Origin of the sequence: Stenotrophomonas sp. BIO128-Bstrain (assembly GCF_030128875.1) — a bacterium.
Lineage (GTDB): Bacteria > Pseudomonadota > Gammaproteobacteria > Xanthomonadales > Xanthomonadaceae > Stenotrophomonas > Stenotrophomonas bentonitica_A.
Genome location: NZ_CP124620.1, coordinates 874,720 through 891,833, shown reverse-complemented (window position 1 = coordinate 891,833; position 17,114 = coordinate 874,720). Strand labels below are relative to the sequence as shown.

Genomic DNA, 17,114 nt, shown 5'->3' with positions numbered 1-17,114 from the left:
CTGTGTTGTGAGCGTCACCTGCCTCCGCGTCATCCGTTGCCGAGCCACTCCACGTCCGTTTCATCGCCGCCTTTCGTTGGATAGCCACTGCCGCATGCACCCGATCGTCCGCTGGTTCCACCAACTCGGTTCCCCGCCCACCTTCGACCGCTTCGCCGCGCGCTGGTCGCGGGTGTTCTACCTGGCGGCGGTACCGGTGCTGCTGGTCGGTATCTGGCAGGCGCTGGCCGTCGTGCCGGCCGATTCCAAGCAGCTGGACAGTTTCCGCATTCTTTACATCCACGTGCCCAGCGCGTGGATGAGCCTGTTCGTGTTCGCGCTGATGGCGCTGTACGCGGCGATCGCGCTGATCTGGCGGATCAAGACCTGCGAGGTACTGGCGATGGCCTGCGCCCCGCTCGGCGCCGGCTTCACCCTGATCACCCTGCTGACCGGCAGCATCTGGGGCAAGCCGACCTGGGGCACCTGGTGGGACTGGGACCCGCGCATGACCACCGAGCTGATCCTGCTGTTCCTGTACCTGGGCGTGATCGGCCTTTACCACGCCATCGAGGACCGTCGCAGCGCCGCGCGCGCGGCGGGCCTGCTGTCCATCGTCGGGGTGAGCCTGCTGCCGGTGATCCGCTATTCCGTGGAATGGTGGGGCAGCCTGCACCAGGGCCAGACCATCCGCCTGTTCGGCGAGTCCACGCTGGATGCCAGCATGGCGCTGCCACTGTGGCTGATGGTGATCGGCACCAAGCTGTGGTTCGCCGGCTCCCTGCTGGCCAAGGCCCGCGCCGACAACCTGCTGCGCGAGGCCGGCAAGGCCTGGGTCACCGCCGGCACCCGTGCACCGCTGGAGGACACCCGCCCATGACCCACCTGCCCTACGTGATCGCCGCCTATGCGGTGTTCGTGCTGGTGCTGGGCAGCGATGCCATCGGTTCCTGGCTGCGCCTGCGCTGGGCGCGCCGCCTGGCCGCGCGCCGCCAGCAGCGCCAGCAGGCCCGCACGGCCGCCGGCAGCGCACCGCCGCTCGCGCCGGAGCTGACCCGATGAATCCGGTCCGGCGTCGCCGCCTGCTCTGGGTGATGCTGCTGGTGCTGGCCTCCGGTCTGGCGACCGCGCTGGTGGCGATGGCCCTGCAACGCAATATCGCCTACCTCTACACGCCCTCCGAAGTGCTGCGCGGTGATGCCGGCGACCATGCCCGGTTCCGCCTGGGCGGCATGGTGGTCAAAGGCTCGCTGCAGCGTGCGCCCGGCTCGCTGGATGCGCACTTCGTGGTGACCGATGGCGATGCCACCCTGCCGGTGGTCACCTCGCGGATCCTGCCGGACCTGTTCGCCGAAGGCACCGCCGTAGTCGCGACCGGGCGCCTGCAGGACGGCCGCTTCGTCGCCGAAGAAGTGCTGGCCAAGCACGACGAAACCTACATGCCCAAGGAAGTGGCCGACAAAATGGGCCAGGCGCACACCAAGCACGATGTGCCCGTGCCGGCACCGGAGACGTACTGAGTGCTGCCGGAACTGGGGCAGATCCTGCTGGTCACCGCGCTGTTGATGGCCGTGCTGCAGACCGTGCTGCCGTTGTGGGGCGCCCATCGTGGCCGCGCCACGTGGATGGCGGTGGCGCGACCGGCGGCGTACGCCCAGCTGGCGCTGCTGCTGGGCGCGTTCGGCGTGCTGACAGCAGTCTTCGTCACCCAGGATTTCTCGGTGCGCTATGTGGCCGAGAATTCCAACTCGCTGCTGCCGCTGGCCTACCGTTACTCGGCGGTCTGGGGCGCGCATGAAGGCTCGCTGCTGCTGTGGGCGCTGGTGCTGGCGCTGTGGTGCGGCGCGGTTGCGCTGTGGTCCAAGCGGCTGCCGGCCGAGGTCTGCGCGCGCGTGCTCGGGGTACTCGGCATCATCAGCATCGGCTTCCTCGCGTTCCTGATCTTCACCTCCAATCCCTTCGCGCGGCTCATTCCGGCGCCGCTGGAAGGACGTGACCTCAACCCGCTGCTGCAGGATCCCGGGCTGATCATCCACCCGCCGATGCTGTACATCGGCTACGTGGGTTTCTCGGTGCCGTTCGCATTCGCGATCGCCGTACTGCTGGAAGGCCGCGTGGACGCGCGCTGGCTGCGCTGGACGCGGCCGTGGACCAACGTGGCCTGGGGCTTCCTGACCATCGGCATCGCACTGGGCAGCTGGTGGGCGTATTACGAACTGGGCTGGGGCGGCTGGTGGTTCTGGGATCCGGTCGAGAACGCCAGCTTCATGCCCTGGCTGGCCGGTGCGGCGCTGATCCACTCGCAGGCCGTCACTGAAAAGCGCGGCAGTTTCGCCAGCTGGACGCTGCTGCTGGCGATCGCTGCCTTCGCACTGTCGCTGCTCGGCACCTTCCTGGTGCGCTCGGGCGTGCTGACCAGCGTGCACTCGTTCGCCGCCGATCCCTCGCGCGGCACCTTCATCCTGATCTTCCTGGCGCTGGTGATCGGCGGCGCGCTGCTGCTGTACGCGCTGCGCTCCGGTGCGCTGACCAGTGACGACCCGCGCCGTGGCTTCCTGCCGACCTCGCGCGAGACCCTGCTGCTGGCCAACAACCTGCTGCTCGCCGCGGCCTGCGGCATGGTCCTGCTCGGCACGCTGTACCCGTTGCTGGCCGATGCCCTGGGTCTGGGCAAGGTGTCGGTGGGGCCGCCCTACTTCGGCACGCTGTTCGTGGTGTTGATGGCGCCGCTGGTGGCGCTGCTGCCGTTCGGGCCGCTGGTGAACTGGCAGCGCGACCAGGCCTCGCGCCGGTTGGCGATGCTGGCCCCGTGGGCCGGGCTGGCCGTGCTGCTCGGCGTGGTCGCCTACTTCATGGCGCCGCAGGGCGCATTGAAGACCGCCGCCGGCCTGACCGGCGCGGCCTGGGTGGCGCTGGGTACCGCGCGCTTCGTCTGGACCCGCCTGCGCGGCAACGGGAAGTTCACCGCCGAAATGGTCGGCATGCTGCTTGCCCACGGTGGCGTGGCCGTGTTCCTGGCCGGCGCGCTGCTGGTGGAGGCCTTGAACGTGCAGCGCGAAGTCGCGCTGGCCCCGGGCCAGTCGCTCGTGGTGGGCACGTACGAGGTGCGTTTTGAAGGCGTGGACCACCAGCAGGGACCAAACTACGTAGCCGATCGCGGCCACCTGCGCGTGTTCCAGCATGACCGCCAGCTGGCCCTGCTGCATCCGGAAAAACGCCTGTACGCCAGTGGCGGGCAGGTGATGACCGAGGCCGGCATCCACGCCCGTCTCAACGGCGATGTTTACGTGGCACTCGGCGAGTCGCTGGGCAACAATGCATGGGCCGTGCGCGTGCACATCAAACCGTTCGTCCGCTGGATCTGGCTGGGCGCGCTGCTGATGGCGCTGGGTGGTTTCGTCACCGCTGCCGATCGTCGTTTCCGTCGTCCCTAGGAGTTTCCCGTGTCCGATCCCCGCCCCGCCTCCCGTCCGCTGCCGCCCGTGGCCATCGTCATCGGGGTGCTGTTCTTCTTCGGGCTGCTGGGGCTGATGATCTACGGGGTGATGAAATCCGGCGCACCGGACCGCGACGTGCTGCCCTCGGCGCTGATCGGCAAGCCGGCCCCGGCCTTCGAACTGCCGGTGTTGCACGATCCACACATCAAGGTCAGCAGCACCGAGCTGCGCGGCGCCCCGTATGTGCTCAATGTCTGGGGCAGCTGGTGCGCGGCCTGCCGTGACGAACATCCGATCCTGACCCGATTCGCCGAAACCAAGCGCGTGCGCGTGATCGGCTACAACTGGAAGGACGAGCCGGCCGATGCGCTGCGCTGGCTGGAACAGCTGGGCAATCCGTTCGTGCTGGTGCTGAGCGACATCGAAGGCCGCACTGCGATCGACTGGGGCGTCACCGCCGCGCCCGAGACCTTCCTGGTCGACGCCAGCGGCGTGGTGCGCTGGAAGTACAGCGGCGCGCTCAGCCAGCGCGTGATCGATACCCAGCTGATCCCGGAACTGGAAAAGGTGGAGCGTGCCCATGCCGATGCCCAGCCGCAGCTGCCCGCTTCGCCGTAACCGCCTTGTCCGGCTGGCCAGCGTCGTGCTGATCGCGCTGACGCTGGCCGTGGCGTTGCCGGTGATGGCGCAGGCCGTCTCCGACCCGACCCCGTTGCAGTACCGCGACGCCGCCGAGGAAGCCCGTTTCCATGCGCTGGCTGCCGAGCTGCGCTGCGTGCAGTGCCAGAACCAGTCGCTGGCCGATTCCAATGCGCAGATCGCGCACGACCTGCGCCGGGAAGTGCTGGTGCTGATGCAGCAGGGCAACAGCGATGCACAGATCAAGCAGTTCCTGGTCGACCGCTATGGCGAGTTCGTGCTGTACCGGCCGCCGATGGAGGCCCGCAATGCGCTGCTCTGGTTCGGCCCGCCGGTGGCATTGCTGATCGGTGCCGGCGTATTGATCTGGGTGGTGCGCCGTCGCAGCCGTGGGATCGAACCGATGGACAAGAGCGAGGAGCGCTGGTGAGTCTCTGGATGGCCCTGAGCGCTGCGGTCGTCGCCGCTGCCGTCGCTGCACTCGTGTTGCGGCCGCTGCGTGCAGGCGGCCAACGCGGCCCCTTCGTGATCGCGATGCTGGCCCTTGGGTTGGCCGGTGGCGCGCTGTACCTGCTGGTCGGCACGCCGGATGCCGCCGAGCGGACCGCGGCCAACGACGAGCCCGCCACGCTGGAAGATGGCGTCCAGGCGTTGGAGCAGGCGCTGGCGAAAGATCCGCAACGCGCCGATGGCTGGGCACTGCTCGGCCGCTCGCAGCTGGCGCTGGGCAAGCTGGACGAGGCCACGGCGGCGTTCGACCGGGCCGTGCGGCTCGCGCCGGACGACCCTGGCGTGCTGGTCGAAGCGGCCCAGGCACGGGCCCAGGCAGCGCCGGGCAAACAATTCGATGACCAGGCCCTGCAGTGGCTGCGCCACGCCAACGCGCTCGCGCCGGAGAGCGAACGCGCTGGCTGGCTGATCGGCATCGCGCTGCGTCAGCGCGGGCAGGACGCCGAGGCTGCGGCCGCCTGGGAAGCCCTGCTGCCACGGCTGAAGCCGGGCGCGGCGCGCGCGCTGCGCGAGCAGATCGCCATCGCGCGCAGCAATGCCGGCCTCCCGCCCCTGCCGGAGACGCCGGCCCCTGCGGCGGCCCCTGCGGCGGCCGGGAACCACGCGCTCGCGGTACAGGTGCGGTTCGCGTCGGAAACCGCTCCGGATCCGGCGCTGGCCAACGCCACGGTGTTCGTGATCGCGCGCGCACCCGACGGCCCGCCGATGCCGATCGCCGTACAGAAACATCCGGCCAGCCGGTTGCCGTTGGTGGTCACGCTCGGCGATGGCGACAGCCCGATGCCGACCAGCACGCTGTCGCAGGTGCAGGAGGTGGAGGTCTTCGCGCGGCTGTCGCGTTCGGGCCAGGCCAACCGCCAGCCGGACGATGTGGAAACCGCCCCGGTACGGGTGCGCCTGCCGCATGCCGGGCCGGTGCCACTGGTGTTTGATCGCCCTTGATCGGTGCGCGGCCGCGACGCAGCGTGCCGCCCACCACCACGGCGCCATCGCGGCGCCCGGCTAAAATGCGCGCATGACTGAATTCATTCCCCCCGGCACCCGCTACCACGCCCTGCCCTCGCCGTTCGCGTTCAAGCGCGGCGGTGAGCTGCGCGATGCCCACGTGGCTTACGAAACCTGGGGCACGCTCGACGCGGACGCCGGCAATGCGGTGTTGATCGTCACCGGGCTCTCCCCCGATGCGCATGCCGCGGCCAACGCCGACAACCCGGCCGCCGGCTGGTGGGAGGCGATGGTCGGCCCGGGCAAGCCGATCGATACGGATCGCTGGTTCGTGATCTGCGTGAACTCGCTGGGCAGCTGCAAGGGATCGACCGGCCCGGCCAGCATCGATCCGGCCACCGGCGAGCTGTATGGCCTGCGCTTTCCCGAGCTGTCGATCGAAGATGGCGCGCGTGCGGCGGTGGAGGTGGTGCGCGCATTGGGCGTCACCGAACTGGCCTGCGTGATCGGCAATTCGATGGGCGGGATGACCGCGCTGGCGCTGCTGTTGCTGCATCCGGGCATCGCACGCAGCCATATCAACATTTCCGGCAGTGCCCAGGCGCTGCCGTTCTCGATCGCGATCCGCTCGCTGCAGCGCGAGGCGATCCGGCTTGATCCGCAGTGGAATGGCGGTCGCTACACCGACCAGGCCTACCCGGAATCGGGCATGCGCATGGCGCGCAAGCTCGGCGTGATCACCTATCGATCCGCCCTGGAATGGGATGGCCGCTTCGGCCGCGTGCGGTTGGATTCGGACCAGGCTGATGACGATCCGTTCGGCTTGGAGTTCCAGGTCGAAAGCTACCTGGAAGGCCACGCCCGCCGCTTCGTGCGCTTCTTCGATCCCAACTGCTATCTGTACCTGAGCCGCTCGATGGACTGGTTCGACCTGGCCGAATACGCCGACGGCGACGTCATGGCCGGGCTGGCGAAGATCCAGGTGGACAAGGCGCTGGCGATCGGCGCCAACACCGACATCCTGTTCCCGGTGCAGCAGCAACAGCAGATCGCCGACGGCCTGCGCGCCGGCGGTGCAGATGCGCAGTTCATCGGGCTGGATTCGCCGCAGGGCCATGATGCGTTCCTGGTCGACTTCGCCCGGTTCGGCCCGGCGGTCAGCGGGTTCCTGCACGGGCTGTGACGCGTGCGCGCCGCTATCTGGCGCTGGCGGTGATCGGCGCGGTGATCGCGATGGCGGTGACTGGGCTGTTACCGCAGTGGCTGGCCGCATGGTACGCACTCACCAGTGCTGTCGCCTTTGCGCTCTACGGGCATGACAAACGTGCCGCACGCCTGGGCAACTGGCGCACACCCGAACGCACCCTGCAACTGCTGGCCTTCGCGGGCGGTTGGCCTGGCGCGTTGCTGGGCCAGTCGGTGTTCCGCCACAAGCATCGCAAGAGCGCCTTCCAATGGGTGTTCGCCCTGTGCGTGCTGGCCAACGTCTTGGCGCTTGCGGTGCTGCTGCGGGCATGACCCTGGAACATTGCGTGCACGCAGCGCTGCTTCATGGCGACGAGCGAAGCCACGCAGCCGCCATGTCGATGGCGTCCTGATCACTTGAAACGCGCTCCTCGGGTTTTATCCCGTCCAGATAGGCTTCACCCGAGCGATCAAGCATCACGGCCCTCGTCAACCGCAGCGCGCCACCATCAGGCAGCGGATAGGAACGGTTGGCCGTTGCGAGACCGGCCGTCGGCTGCCCGAAGAATCGGGTGCCAGGGCGGGCCCGGAAGGCGACGGCCACCGCTTCTCCAGAGCTTGCCGTCTTCGGGCCGACGAGAACGGCCACGCGGCTGCTGGAAAGGTCGACTGCGCAGGCACGGCCGGCGCGTGGGCGCCACGCGGTGGCAACGCCCTCCCGGTCCCGGAATGCGCCGATGCTTCCGTTGCCCAGCAACGCGTGCAGCCCGCTCAGCATCGGCCACATGTTGCCGCCCGTGTTCTGGCGAAGATCGACGATCCAGCCCTTGGCTGACGTCGGCGCCAATCGTTCGATGTGCTCACAGAGCCCGGTGGTAAACGCTTCAGCGGCAGTGGCTTCGGTCCCGCGCAGGCCCGGCACCAGGACGTAGCCGATGTCCTGCATCTGTCTGGCCTCGATGTCTCTCGATGCAACAGCGGACTGGCGGTAGGCGGCGGCTTCCCTGGGGTGTTGCAGGAAGCTATGGCGATCTGCCAGCAGATCCAGAACCGCTCTGATGCTGCCATAGGCCTCTTGTGCGGGGAGGCGTTTCAGTGCCGGCGTCAGACGCGTCTGCTGCTCGGCTTCCCAATCGACGTTCGCGGCGTTCAACGCATTGTCGCGAATGGCAGCGAGGGCGTACTCCACCATGTCATAGGCGGACACTCCGCCCGACGTGGCCGCCTCCGCCGTCAGCGTCATCTTCTCGACAACGACATGCCCGGCACTGTCCAATGTTGCACCGAGCTTGAGGCTGGTCGTTCCGGACGGAATGTACAGCCGGAGTTCTCTCGCCTGTGGCCCCTCACCGGCGCGCACGGGCGTGCCAGCCGAGCTTGCAAACGCCAATCGGCCGTTTGCCCCGTCCGCACGCATCCACAGCGCGGCACGGCCTGCGCCATCCTTGACCGACATGGTGCCGGCCAGAACCACCTCCCGGCCCCGGTAAGGAGCTGCATCCATCGCGGTGATGGCGCCGACGAAGTTTTCCGTGCCGGTCGATTCGGCGGACACGCTGAGCGCCCCACCCTGGGTTTCCAGAATGTCGCCCGTGCCCCATGTGATCGAATTCACGCTGGTGCCTTTCCAGACGGTGTCCGCCGAAGCGCCACCGCTGAAGAGACCCAGCAAAAGGACGAATGCGACCCTGCGATTCATGCTCAACATCCTTGTTCACGTTGAACCACGATCCTAGGTTAAGCGCATTGCATTGGCCAGACAGTTCGCAGGCACTGTGCTTCCTGCGGTCCTTCAGGAAGAAGGCTTATGTCAGCTTTCCATCCCGCAAACGATAACTGCGATGCACGATGCCGTCCGGCAGTTCGTCGTGGGTGATCATCAACAGACTGCGGTTGCCCAGCGCCGCGACCATGTCGTGCAACAACGCATGCGCGGTATCCACGTCCAGGCCTTCGGTCGGTTCGTCCAGCAGCAGGATCGGCGCATCACGCAGCAGCGCACGTGCCAGCGCCAGGCGCCGCGCCTGCCCGGCCGACATGGTCGCGCCGTTCTCGCCCACCCATGCCGAGAGCCCGCCGATCTGTTCGGCCCACGCCTGCAGTCGTACCTCTGCCAACACCTGCCACAGGCGCGCGTCGCTGGCCGCTACATCGCCCAGCCGCAGGTTGTCCGCCACCGTGCCGGCGAACACCGGCGCATTCTGCGGCAGCCAGGCGATCTGGCGGTGCCAGTCGGCCTGCGCGAATCCGCGGATATCGGCATCGCCGTAACGCACGCTGCCCGCCTCGGGATCCCATAGCCGCAGCAACAACGAGGACAGCGTGGTCTTGCCACTGCCGCTGTCACCGCGGATCGCGATCCGTTCGCCCGGCGCGAGCTGCAGCTGCACCTGGTCCAGCAGCACCCTCGCCTGGCCGGGCCAACGGAACACTACCTGATCAAACTGCAGCGTGGCCGGCACCGCGGGCACGGCCACCGGCGCCTGCGCCTCGACCACGCCCGGCGCCTGATCCACGATGGCCTCCAGCCGCACCGCGGCGACGCGGCCAGACAACCACGACTGCCAGGCCAGACCGATGCCGGCCCACAGCTCCAGCAGTGCGACAGTGAGGAACACCAGCGCGGCGGCCAACGCGGCATCCACACTGCCGCGCTCGAAGGCCTGCAGGGCCAGCCACAGCATCGCCACCAGCCCCCCCGCGGCGCACAGGCCATGCAGCGCGTTGCCGCTGATCAGGCGCCAGCGACGGCGCTTGTCACGTGACTTCAGCTGCTTGGACGCCACCAGCACGCGCTGGTTCCAATGCTCGCGCGCCTGCAGCGCGGCGAGGTCGGCCGCGCCTTCCAGGCCTTCGAACGATTGCGTGCGCAGCTGCGCGCGGTGCAGCGCGCGGTCACGCTCCTGATCCGCGGCGCCGCGCACGGTCAACCACGGCACGCCGACGCCGATCAGCACTGCGAGCAGCGCCAGCAGACCGGCCGCCGGCGGATAGATGATGCCGGCCGCTACCACCGCGACCAGCGAGATGCCACCGAGCGCCAGCAGCGGGCCGATCGCGCGCACCAGCAGACCGTCGACCTCGCCGATATCGGACATCAGCCGCGCCAGCAGTTCACCGGTGCGCACCCCTGCCAACCGTGCCGGCGCCAGCGGCAGCGCGCGACGGAAGAACCACACGCGCAGGTCGCGGGCGATGCGCAGGGTGACATCGTGGCCCACCAGCTTTTCGAAGTAGCGCGACACGATCCGCGCCATGGTCAGCCCGCGGATGCCCGCTGAGGGCGAGAAGAAGTTGAAGCCATTGCCGAGCCCGGCGGCCCCGGCCAAGGCGGCGGCGGTCAGGAACCCGCCGGACAGCCCGAGCAACGCAGTGCCGGCCAGCATCGTGGTCCACAGCAGCAGCACGGTCAGCAGCAGCCGGCCGCGGTGCCGGGCGAACACCCCCTTCAGCGAATCGATCCGGGCAGCCTTCATGGCGACACCTCCGAGGCCAGGCGTGCACCGCCGGCGGTCAATGTCAGGCGGGTGTCGGCCCACCGCATGGCGGTTTCGCTGTGGGTGGCGATCACCACGCTGCGCCCACGCGCGAAGGCAGCCAGGGTGCGCAGCAGATCGGCTTCGGTCTCCGGATCGAGGAAGGCGGTCGGCTCGTCAAGCAGCAGCAGGTGTGGATCGCGCAGCAACAGCCGCGCCAATCCGATCCGGCGCGCCTCGCCGCCGGACAAGCCGAAGCCGCGCTCGCCGATCACCGTGTCCAGCCCCAGCGGCAACGCGGCGGCGAAGCGCATCACCTGCGCCGCCTCGGCCACCGCGTGCAGATGCGCGTCGGTCGCGCCCGGCGCGGCCAGGCGCAGGTTGTCGGCGATGGTGCCGTGGAACAGATACGGGCGCTGACCGGCATAGCCCACTTCCAGCCCGGGGCGCAGCACGATGCTGCCCTCGCGCGGTGGCAGCCACCCGGCCAGCGCTTCCAGCAGCGTGCTCTTGCCGCTGCCACTGGGCCCGACCAGCGCCACGCGTTGCCCCGGCTCGATCTGGAACGAAAGGTGCTGCACCACATCGTGGTGCGCACCGAGCGGGCGCAGGCTCACGTCGCGTACCACCACCGGGGGCGCGTGCTGTTCCAACAGCTCCGGCGCGCGCGCGGTGGCGGGCGGTGCGTCATCGACAACGGCTGCGGCAGGCAGCTCGCCAAGCAGGCGCTCCACTTCCGCCGCGGCGGCGAGCGCATTGGCGCGGTCGTGATAGTGCGCGGCCAATCGCCGCAGCGGCGCGTAGAACTCCGGTGCCAGCAGCAGGCAGAACATGCCCACGCCCAGGGTCGGCACCTGCGCATGCAGCGACATCAGGCCCAGGTAGCTCAGGCCCAGGTACAACGCGACCATCGCGACGCTCACCGACGCGAAGAACTCCAGCACCGTCGAAGAGAGGAAAGCGATCCGCAGCACTTTCAGGGTGCGCTCACGCACCCCTTCGGCCGCGCTGGCCACACCGTCCAGCTCGGCCTCGCCGCGCCCGTACAGGCGCAGCAGGCCCAGCCCTTTGATGCGATCAGCGAAGTGGCCACTCATCCGCGCCAGTTCGCCCAGCTGTGCGCGCCCGGCCGCTTCAGCGCCCCAGCCGACCAGCATCATGAAGAACGGCACCAGCGGCGCGGTGAACAGCAGGATCAGCGCGATCACCCAATCGGTCCAGGCCACCGCGATCGCGATCAGCAGCGGCACCACCACCACTTCGATACGAACCGGCTGGTACCCGGCGTAATAATTCTCGATCGCATCGGCATGGGCCAACATCAGCTCGCCGAGCTCACCGGTGCGCTGCTGGCGCAGCCACAGCGGACCGCGGCCGAGCAGCCGCTGGTACACCCGTTCACGCAGGGCCAGCCGCGCGGCATCGGCGACGTCCCCGGCGGCGGCCTGGGTCACGCTGCCCAGCAGGGTGCGGATCCCGAGCACCGCAAGCAGCCCCAGCAGGACGGGGGTGGCCTCGGCCAGCGGGCGGTGATCGACCAGCACGGCCTGGATCAGCCACGCAATGGCGGCCGCCTGGCCGATCAGCAGCGCGCCGGACAGGCAGATGCAGATCGCCGCCAGGCGTTGCTTGCCGCGCGCGGCGGCGGCCAGCCCGCCCAGCCAGTGCAGGCGCTGCCGGCGCAGGGCGGTTGTCTCAACAATCGACGCGTCGGGGGGTATGCTCAAAACAAGTCACTGGCGGCCACAGGGAGGTTCCGTCGATTGTAGTAGGTGCTGGCCCCGCCCCCGTGCGGCCAGCGGTCGCAGGGGCGGGATGGCATACGATCCCCGTGCGAGTGCGTTTGTACATTGATCTGAATCAAGGCTGTTTGAAGTTGCTGGTCACAGAATTCACCCCGTAGACCCCCCTTCCCGCCACCTGAAACGGCAAAACCCAACGAGGTAGCCAGGCCATGATTGATCAGACAGTCGTAGAACTGTCGCGGCTGCAATTCGCTCTGACCGCGATGTACCACTTCCTTTTCGTTCCCCTCACGCTTGGCCTGTCGTTCATGGTGGCCATCATGGAGAGCGTCTACGTCATGACCCGCAAACAGGTCTGGCGCCAGATGACGCTGTTCTGGGGCACGTTGTTCGGCATCAACTTCGCCATCGGCGTCGCCACCGGCATCGTGATGGAGTTCCAGTTCGGCATGAACTGGTCGTACTACAGCCATTACGTCGGCGACATCTTCGGCGCACCGCTGGCGATCGAAGGCCTGATGGCGTTCTTCCTGGAAGCGACCTTCATCGGTCTGTTCTTCTTCGGCTGGAAGCGCCTGAGCCCGGTCAAGCACCTCACCGTGACCTGGCTGATGGCCCTGGGCACCAACCTCTCGGCGGTGTGGATCCTGATCGCCAACGGCTGGATGCAGAACCCGACCGGCGCGATCTTCAATCCGGAAACGATGCGCATGGAGGTGGTGGATTTCGCCGCCGTGCTGTTCAACCCGGTGGCGCAGGCCAAGTTCGTGCATACGGTCAGCGCCGGCTACGTGACCGGCGCGGTGTTCGTGATGTCGATCAGCGCCCTGTTCCTGCTGCGCAACAAGCACAAGGACATGGCCCGTCGCTCCTTCGCGGTGGCGGCCGCCTTCGGCCTGCTCTCCTCGCTGTCGGTGGTGGTGCTGGGTGATGAAAGCGGCTATGCCGCCAGCGAACACCAGAAGATGAAGCTGGCCGCGATCGAAGCGATGTGGGAAACCGAGCGTGCCCCGGCCGACTTCACCGCCTTCGGCATTCCGAACCAGACCACCCAGCAGAACGATTACGCGATCAAGATCCCCTACCTGATGGGCCTGATCGCCACCCGTTCGCTGAACCAGCCGATCCCGGGCATCCTGGAGCTGGTGGAACGTGCCGAGCACCGCGTGCGGGGTGGCCAGCTGGCCTACGGCGCGCTGGAACGCGTGCGCAAGGACAAGAACGACGCCGAAGCGCGTGAGATGTTCGACCGTCATTGGCAGGATCTGGGCCACGGCCTGCTGCTCAAGCGCTACCGCGAGGACATCCTCAACGCCACCCCGGAAGAAATCTCCAAGGCCGCGATGGACACCGTGCCGCGGGTCGCCCCGCTATTCTGGACCTTCCGCATCATGGCCGGGCTGGGCTTCTATCTGATCGCCTTCTTCGCGCTGGCCTTCTACTACTCGTGCCGCCACAACTTCCAGGACAAGCGCTGGTTCCTCAAGCTCGCCCTGTGGTCGCTGCCGGCACCGTGGATCGCGATCGAATGCGGTTGGTTCGTGGCCGAGTACGGCCGCCAGCCGTGGGCGGTGGACGGCGTGCTGCCGACCTTCTACGCCGCCTCGGGCCTGGCCCTGCATGAAATCCTGACCACGCTGGCGGTGTTCACCGGGCTGTACACGGTGCTGCTGGTCATCGAAGTCAAGCTGATGCTCAAGGCGATCCGCAAGGGCCCGGACGACATCCTGCCGTCGCTGCAGGCTGCAGCCACGTCCCTTTCCCCCAATGCCGCTGCGCCGACCCACGGTCGGGCGTAAGGCAGGAGAACCCAGATGGAATTCATTGGACTCGATTACACCACGCTCCGCGTGATCTGGTGGCTGCTGCTCGGCATCCTGCTGATCGCCTGGGCGGTGATGGACGGTTTCGACCTCGGCGTGGGCACATTGCTGCCGTTCGTGGCCCGGACCGATGACGAACGCCGGCTGGTTATCAACACCGTCGGCCCGGTGTGGGAAGGCAACCAGGTGTGGCTGGTGCTGGGTGGCGGTGCGATCTTCGCCGCCTGGCCGCCGCTGTACGCGGTCAGTTTCTCCGGCTTCTACCTGGCGGTGTTCCTGATGCTGTTCGGGCTGATCCTGCGCCCGGTCGCCTTCAAGTACCGCAGCAAGATGCCCAGCAAGCGCTGGCGTGAGAACTGGGACCGTGCGCTGTTCGTCGGCGGGCTGCTGCCGGCACTGATCGCCGGCGTGGCGGTGGGCAACGTGCTGGTCGGCGTGCCGTTCCACTTCGATGACAGCATGCGCATCTTCTACACCGGCACCCTGATCGGCCTGCTCAACCCGTTCGCCCTGGTGGCCGGCCTGGTGAGCGTGGCCATGGTGGTCTCGCATGGTGCGGCGATGCTGGTGCTCAAGACCGACGGCCCGGTGGCCGAGCGCTCGGCCCGCTATGGCAGCGTCGCGGCGGTGCTGACCTTCGTGCTGTTCGCCCTGGCCGGCGTCTGGGTGGCCTTCGGCCTGCCGGGCTACCAGATCACCTCGCAGGTGGTCACCGATGGCCCGACCAACCCGCTGCTCAAGACCGCTGCCGTCGGTGCGGTGGCCGGTGGCTGGCTGCGCAACTACCAGAGCATGCCGCTGACCCTGCTGGCCCCGATCCTCGGGCTGGTGGGTGCGCTGGCCAGCGCGGTACTGCTGCGGGCCCGCCGTGGCGGCCTGGCCTTCGTGGCCTCGGGGGCCTCGATCACCGGCATCATCCTGACCGTCGGCTTTGCAATCTTCCCGTTCCTGCTGCCCTCCTCCAGCCAGCCGGGCTCCAGCCTGACCGTCTGGGACAGCTCGTCCAGCCACCTGACCCTGGGGATCATGCTCATCGCCACGGCCATCTTCCTGCCGATCATCATCGCCTACACCTCCTGGGTCTACCGCGTGATGAAGGGCAAGACCACGGCCGAAGACATGAGCGACAACCCCAACGCTTACTGATGCGCCCCACGGCGCCATAGGAGACTTACCATGTGGTACTTCGCTTGGATTCTGGGTGCAGGGCTGGCCTCGGTCGTGGCCATTCTCAACGGCATGTGGTTCGAAGCCCGCGAGCAGAGCCGTACGGATCACGAAGAAGGCTAAAAAAAGGTTGCCGATCGGGTCTTCACACCGTATCCTTGTCGGCTCCTTCGGGGTGTAGCTCAGTCTGGTAGAGCGCTACGTTCGGGACGTAGAGGTCGCAGGTTCGAATCCTGTCTCCCCGACCACTCCGGTGGTCGTATTGAAGCCTGGGAACACGTTTCCAGGCTTCTTTATCAAGGGCCGTGGCAACACGGCACCGAAGGTGAAAAACGCGATCCCCCCTTGCCGCCGACCGGCGGGATCGATACAATAGGCGGCTCCTTACGGGGTGTAGCTCAGTCTGGTAGAGCGCTACGTTCGGGACGTAGAGGTCGCAGGTTCGAATCCTGTCTCCCCGACCATCTGATGGTCACAATCAAGCCTGGAAGACATCACTGTCCTCCGGGTTTTTTTGTGTCTGGGGCCCAGGGCCTGCTGGATCGCCGCCGCGCTGGAACCCTCCGGCGTGGAGACGTGGTAAACGCCATTGGCGGCCCCGCCACAATCGCGCCAATCGGCATCGCGGGCCGCGCCACCGTTGCCTGGCTTCTCCCAGGTATCCCGCGGTGGCACGAGGATACGGCCGACCGATGGATCACCATTCATCCACATGCCGCCGATGCCGCAGACGCTGAGGCTGAGGGCCAGGCACAGGGCGGTGACGGCGTGGGTGCAGCTCAATCACACACGCCCCGAAGATACGCATCCGCCCGTGCCTCGGGTGATGCGGCCGAGCGTTCAGGGGTCGCCGCGCGGAAAGTGATGCCAAGCTGCTCGGCGCTGCGTTGCAGCCCTTGCATCTTCGGCGACTGGCCTGCGACCGTGAGGGTCAGATAGGAAAGGCGCTGCTGCTTGAAGCTGCCGAGCGCCGACTGGACTGCTTTTCGTGTGACATCTTCGCTCTCACCGGCGACGACCAGGCGGGTCATCGGTGGCTCGGCACCCCGGGCCATGAGCGCTTTCAACTGATCCATCCATGCAGCCTTGCTCACCACCGAGCCCAGCATGAGGTTGGCCACGGGATTGCCTGCCGAGGGAACATCAATGTAGAAGGCCGCGCATCGCACTGCTTGTGCAGACTGCGGCGCTTCGGGCAGCTCAGGATCAGCGCACGCTGCGCCGGCGATGCCCAGGAGAGTCAAACCAAGCGCGAGGCGGGCAGACGATCCAGATAGTGGACGAAAGAATGACTGCATGTTCTGGCTCCCAAGGATAGTGATACGCACTGGATGGAGGACCGCATACGCCTCGGCGCATCAGCGCTGCGGCACGGCCCCCTCCGCGCGCTGGCATGCAGGGAAACGACTGGGAATCTCACCCTGGCAGGTACCGGTGTACTGATACTGTCTACCCATCATGCAACGTTGAATCTGATCGAATTTCGCACCGGAGCGCGCGGCCGTCTCAGCACCTGTAGTGCCTGGCACCACCGCATAGCTCCCCTTCTCCGTCCCCCCGCAGGACACCCAGTCGAGCTGACGCGCTTCAGGTGTATTGGACGGGTGCTGCCAGCTTTCCATCAATGAAGGTGGGTTGGCCAGCCGCTCATACGCCGCTTTATCGCAGTAGATCATCGGTGTCTGCGGCCCACAGATGCGGCCATTGCCAATCACGCAACCGGACAGCAACGCGACTGCCAATGCAGCTCCAGCCGCTCTGAGCTGTCGTTGCGCAGACGGCTCAATCATGCAGCAATCTCCCCGAACCGGACTGGCAAGCGGGATAGCGGCCTGGAATATCGCCTTCGCAGGAACCGATGTAGTGATACTCCTTTCCCAACATGCAACGTTGCGCAGCGTAGAGTTTCTCGCGCGAAAGCTCGGCATCCTCTTGAGGAGTAGCCCCTCGCCGGTCTGCCGAAATGTTCCCACTTCGTTGGCCACCGCACGCCTGCCAATCCATGTCGCGTACCAGGACGCTCGCATCCGGCCGGGTCCACTCGTGGCCCGGCGGGCTGAGGTGCCGGGTCGCAGCGGGATTGCCATTCATCCACAACCCGCCTGCGCCGCAAGCGGTCACGCCCGTCAGCACGGCCAGCACGGTCATTGTGCGACAGATGCGCAAAGCGAAATGATCGCGGGAGATGAACGGCATGGGGAAAGCAGC

The 17,114-nt window shown here is 67.4% G+C and carries 18 protein-coding genes and 2 tRNA genes; 14 read left to right on the top strand and 6 right to left on the bottom strand.

All coding sequences use genetic code 11. The annotated features are described in order from the left end of the window. The first annotated feature begins 94 nt into the window (after window positions 1-94). The 9 genes from ccmC (at window position 95) to POS15_RS03980 (ending at window position 7,028) form a co-directional block, all read left to right on the top strand. Window positions 95-859 (top strand): heme ABC transporter permease CcmC, encoded by a 765-nt coding sequence (ccmC, locus tag POS15_RS04020; RefSeq protein ID WP_019182866.1) that lies wholly within the window; start codon window positions 95-97, stop codon window positions 857-859. Then, a complete protein-coding gene (gene ccmD / locus POS15_RS04015) occupies window positions 856-1,041 on the top strand; it encodes a heme exporter protein CcmD (RefSeq protein WP_019182865.1) in 186 nt (61 codons plus the stop codon). The genes ccmC and ccmD overlap by 4 nt, the downstream gene beginning before the upstream one ends. After that, the gene (gene ccmE / locus POS15_RS04010) at window positions 1,038-1,499 is read left to right on the top strand and encodes a cytochrome c maturation protein CcmE (protein WP_019182864.1); all 462 of its coding nucleotides are present in this window, start codon (window positions 1,038-1,040) and stop codon (window positions 1,497-1,499) included. Before ccmD ends, ccmE begins: the two co-directional genes overlap by 4 nt. Beyond that, window positions 1,500-3,413 carry a heme lyase CcmF/NrfE family subunit gene (locus POS15_RS04005; RefSeq protein WP_284129037.1) on the top strand — a complete coding sequence of 638 codons (1,914 nt, stop codon included), beginning with the start codon at window positions 1,500-1,502 and terminating at the stop codon, window positions 3,411-3,413. 9 nt (window positions 3,414-3,422) lie between these two features. Beyond that, on the top strand, window positions 3,423-4,034 hold the full coding sequence (locus POS15_RS04000) for a DsbE family thiol:disulfide interchange protein (protein WP_019182862.1): 612 nt from the start codon (window positions 3,423-3,425) through the stop codon (window positions 4,032-4,034). A gap of 64 nt (window positions 4,035-4,098) precedes the next feature. Beyond that, window positions 4,099-4,485: a cytochrome c-type biogenesis protein gene (locus POS15_RS03995; protein WP_046273306.1), complete on the top strand. Its 387-nt coding sequence runs from the start codon at window positions 4,099-4,101 to the stop codon at window positions 4,483-4,485. Further along, window positions 4,479-5,507 carry a tetratricopeptide repeat protein gene (locus POS15_RS03990; protein WP_026069728.1) on the top strand — a complete coding sequence of 343 codons (1,029 nt, stop codon included), beginning with the start codon at window positions 4,479-4,481 and terminating at the stop codon, window positions 5,505-5,507. Before POS15_RS03995 ends, POS15_RS03990 begins: the two co-directional genes overlap by 7 nt. Window positions 5,508-5,580: 73 nt before the next feature. Further along, window positions 5,581-6,693 carry a homoserine O-acetyltransferase gene (locus tag POS15_RS03985; RefSeq protein ID WP_019182859.1) on the top strand — a complete coding sequence of 371 codons (1,113 nt, stop codon included), beginning with the start codon at window positions 5,581-5,583 and terminating at the stop codon, window positions 6,691-6,693. A gap of 50 nt (window positions 6,694-6,743) precedes the next feature. Beyond that, complete coding sequence (locus POS15_RS03980) at window positions 6,744-7,028, top strand: DUF1294 domain-containing protein (RefSeq protein ID WP_284129618.1); 285 nt, start codon at window positions 6,744-6,746, stop codon at window positions 7,026-7,028. A 31-nt stretch (window positions 7,029-7,059) separates the two neighbouring features. Here the strand turns inward: POS15_RS03980 and POS15_RS03975 are convergent, their stop codons facing one another. From POS15_RS03975 to cydD, 3 genes are all read right to left on the bottom strand, one after another. Further along, window positions 7,060-8,394: a S41 family peptidase gene (locus POS15_RS03975; protein ID WP_284129036.1), complete on the bottom strand. Its 1,335-nt coding sequence runs from the start codon at window positions 8,392-8,394 to the stop codon at window positions 7,060-7,062. Window positions 8,395-8,500: 106 nt separating this feature from the next. Continuing rightward, entirely contained in the window at window positions 8,501-10,171 is a 1,671-nt protein-coding gene (cydC, locus tag POS15_RS03970) for a thiol reductant ABC exporter subunit CydC (RefSeq protein ID WP_019182856.1), read from the bottom strand. After that, a complete protein-coding gene (gene cydD / locus POS15_RS03965) occupies window positions 10,168-11,898 on the bottom strand; it encodes a thiol reductant ABC exporter subunit CydD (RefSeq protein WP_046273186.1) in 1,731 nt (576 codons plus the stop codon). Before cydD ends, cydC begins: the two co-directional genes overlap by 4 nt. Window positions 11,899-12,125: 227 nt before the next feature. Here cydD and POS15_RS03960 point away from each other — a divergent pair, with 227 nt between their 5' ends. From POS15_RS03960 to POS15_RS03940, 5 genes are all read left to right on the top strand, one after another. Beyond that, the gene (locus POS15_RS03960) at window positions 12,126-13,715 is read left to right on the top strand and encodes a cytochrome ubiquinol oxidase subunit I (RefSeq protein ID WP_019182854.1); all 1,590 of its coding nucleotides are present in this window, start codon (window positions 12,126-12,128) and stop codon (window positions 13,713-13,715) included. A 15-nt stretch (window positions 13,716-13,730) separates the two neighbouring features. Next, entirely contained in the window at window positions 13,731-14,885 is a 1,155-nt protein-coding gene (gene cydB, locus POS15_RS03955; protein ID WP_019182853.1) for a cytochrome d ubiquinol oxidase subunit II, read from the top strand. A gap of 30 nt (window positions 14,886-14,915) precedes the next feature. Further along, complete coding sequence (gene cydX / locus POS15_RS03950) at window positions 14,916-15,029, top strand: cytochrome bd-I oxidase subunit CydX (protein WP_019182852.1); 114 nt, start codon at window positions 14,916-14,918, stop codon at window positions 15,027-15,029. A gap of 48 nt (window positions 15,030-15,077) precedes the next feature. Then, window positions 15,078-15,154 (top strand) — tRNA-Pro (locus tag POS15_RS03945). A 139-nt stretch (window positions 15,155-15,293) separates the two neighbouring features. Next, window positions 15,294-15,370 (top strand) — tRNA-Pro (locus POS15_RS03940). Between the two features lie 315 nt (window positions 15,371-15,685). Here POS15_RS03940 and POS15_RS03935 read toward each other — a convergent pair. From POS15_RS03935 to POS15_RS03925, 3 genes are read right to left on the bottom strand one after another with little or no spacing between them, the layout of a single operon-like run. Then, entirely contained in the window at window positions 15,686-16,204 is a 519-nt protein-coding gene (locus POS15_RS03935) for a hypothetical protein (protein WP_152663728.1), read from the bottom strand. A 60-nt stretch (window positions 16,205-16,264) separates the two neighbouring features. Further along, entirely contained in the window at window positions 16,265-16,696 is a 432-nt protein-coding gene (locus POS15_RS03930; protein ID WP_284129035.1) for a hypothetical protein, read from the bottom strand. Continuing rightward, window positions 16,689-17,102, bottom strand: a complete 414-nt coding sequence (locus POS15_RS03925) for a hypothetical protein (protein WP_284129034.1) — start codon at window positions 17,100-17,102, stop codon at window positions 16,689-16,691. The genes POS15_RS03930 and POS15_RS03925 overlap by 8 nt, the downstream gene beginning before the upstream one ends. Between the last annotated feature and the right edge of the window lie 12 nt (window positions 17,103-17,114).